Annotated in this window: 1 protein-coding gene; it reads left to right on the forward strand. The window is 46.6% G+C overall.

Annotation, left to right across the window (positions count from 1 at the left end; translation table 11 throughout):
- Positions 1 to 39: 39 nt before the first annotated feature.
- A partial coding sequence (locus KO497_RS13640) for an NAD-glutamate dehydrogenase domain-containing protein (RefSeq protein ID WP_215944514.1) occupies positions 40 to 1,988 on the forward strand: 1,949 nt, incomplete at its 3' end.

The following is a 1,988-nucleotide window of genomic DNA, read 5'->3' on the forward strand; positions in this document are numbered from 1 at the left end:
GGCCACAGTGGTAAAACGTTCCACTAAGTATTGGTTGATATGCCACGTGATGAGCTATTTTTAGCCACCGAGGGTGAACTTTACCAAGCGGCCTTACGCATTTTCCATCTTCAAGAGCGCCGTAAAGCATGCATGCTAGTACGGGCGGATAAGAAAAGACAATTTTACTCTTGCTTGTACTTTGTACCACGTGACTTGATTAGTACGGCGCTGCGCTTAAGTATCCAAACGCTGTTAACTAAAATGTCTAATGCAACTGATATTGAGTTCATTAACTCAATGGGCGAATCGGTATTAGCACGCACCTATTTTGTATTACGAGTACCACCTGGGCAGCCAACTCCAGATTTAGAGCAACTTGAAAGCGAAGTACAGGCACTCTCATGCTCTTGGAATGAAGACCTACACAGCGCCATGGTTGATGCGTTTGGTGAAGAGCTGGGCACCACACGTAGTAATTTATACCGTGAGGCTTTCCCAGCAGCTTATCGAGAGCATTTTACGACGCTGCATGCGGTGCATGACATTGAGAAAATGGAAGCGTTAAAAGGCTCTCCGCTAACCATGAGCTTTTATCGCTTGCTGGAGGAATCTCAAACCGTATTGCGGTTTAAGCTCTTCACCACGGCTGTGCCATTAATTCTTTCGGATGTGATCCCTGTTCTTGAGAACTTGGGCTTACGCGTCGTGGGCGAACATCCTTTTGTTGTACATTGTTCTAACAATGTAAAATATTGGATACATGACTTCAGCCTCACGCTTAAAGGTGGGAATGGTGTCGTTGAGCTAGAAGAGGTGAAAGAGATCTTCCAGCAAGCCTTTGCCGCCATCTGGCAACAAAAAGCGGATAACGATGAATTTAACCGTTTAGTACTTAACGCCGGTCTCAACTGGCGAGAAGTGGTCATGCTTCGTGCTTATGCGCGCTACAACCAACAAATTCGTTTTGGTTTTAGCCAGCAATACATTGCCGAAACACTGTCACGTCATGCCCATGTAACTCGCTTGTTGGTTGCATTATTCCGTGCTCGTGTTGATCCTCAGCGCCAATCCAGCGAAAAAGTAAAAGCTCTGATTGGCCGTATTGAAAACAGTATTTTGGATGCGCTTGATAAAGTCGATAACCTAAATGACGACAAAATTTTACGTCGCTATCTTGAGTTAATTAAAGCAACCCTACGTACCAACTACTTCCAACATCTTGATGATGGCGAACCTAAGCCTTACTTGTCGTTGAAAATGAACCCGCACGAGATTGCCGAAATTCCTAAGCCGCGGCCTATGTTTGAAGTGTTCGTCTATTCGACTCGGGTCGAGGGTGTACACCTACGGGGCGGCAAAGTAGCACGAGGCGGCTTACGCTGGTCTGATCGTTTAGAAGATTATCGCACCGAAGTACTTGGCTTAGTGAAAGCCCAGCAAGTGAAAAATGCAGTCATTGTACCTGTGGGCGCTAAAGGTGGTTTTGTCGCTAAGCAACTCCCAACCGATGGCGGCCGTGACGAATGGTTAGCTGAAGGGGTCGAAAGCTATCGCTGGTTTATTCGCGGTTTGTTAGACCTTGCTGATAACTTAGTCAATGGTGACGTGATTCCGCCCAAAAATGTTGTTCGTCACGATGCCGATGATCCTTATTTAGTTGTGGCGGCTGACAAAGGTACTGCAACGTTCTCGGATTACGCCAACGCACTCGCTGAAGAATACGGATTTTGGTTGGGTGATGCATTTGCCTCAGGTGGTAGCCAAGGCTATGACCATAAAGGCATGGGGATTACGGCAAAAGGTGCTTGGGAGTCAGTGAAACTGCACTTCCGTGAAAAAGGTATCAATACACAAACGGATCCTTTCACCGTGATTGGTGTGGGTGATATGGCGGGCGATGTGTTTGGTAACGGTATGTTGTTATCTGACAAAATCCGCTTAGTGGCTGCCTTTAACCACATGCACATTTTTATCGACCCTACGCCTGATGAGGCCACCAGCTTTGT

This window comes from Pacificibacter marinus, assembly GCF_018860665.1.
Classification (GTDB): domain Bacteria; phylum Pseudomonadota; class Alphaproteobacteria; order Rhodobacterales; family Rhodobacteraceae; genus Celeribacter; species Celeribacter marinus_A.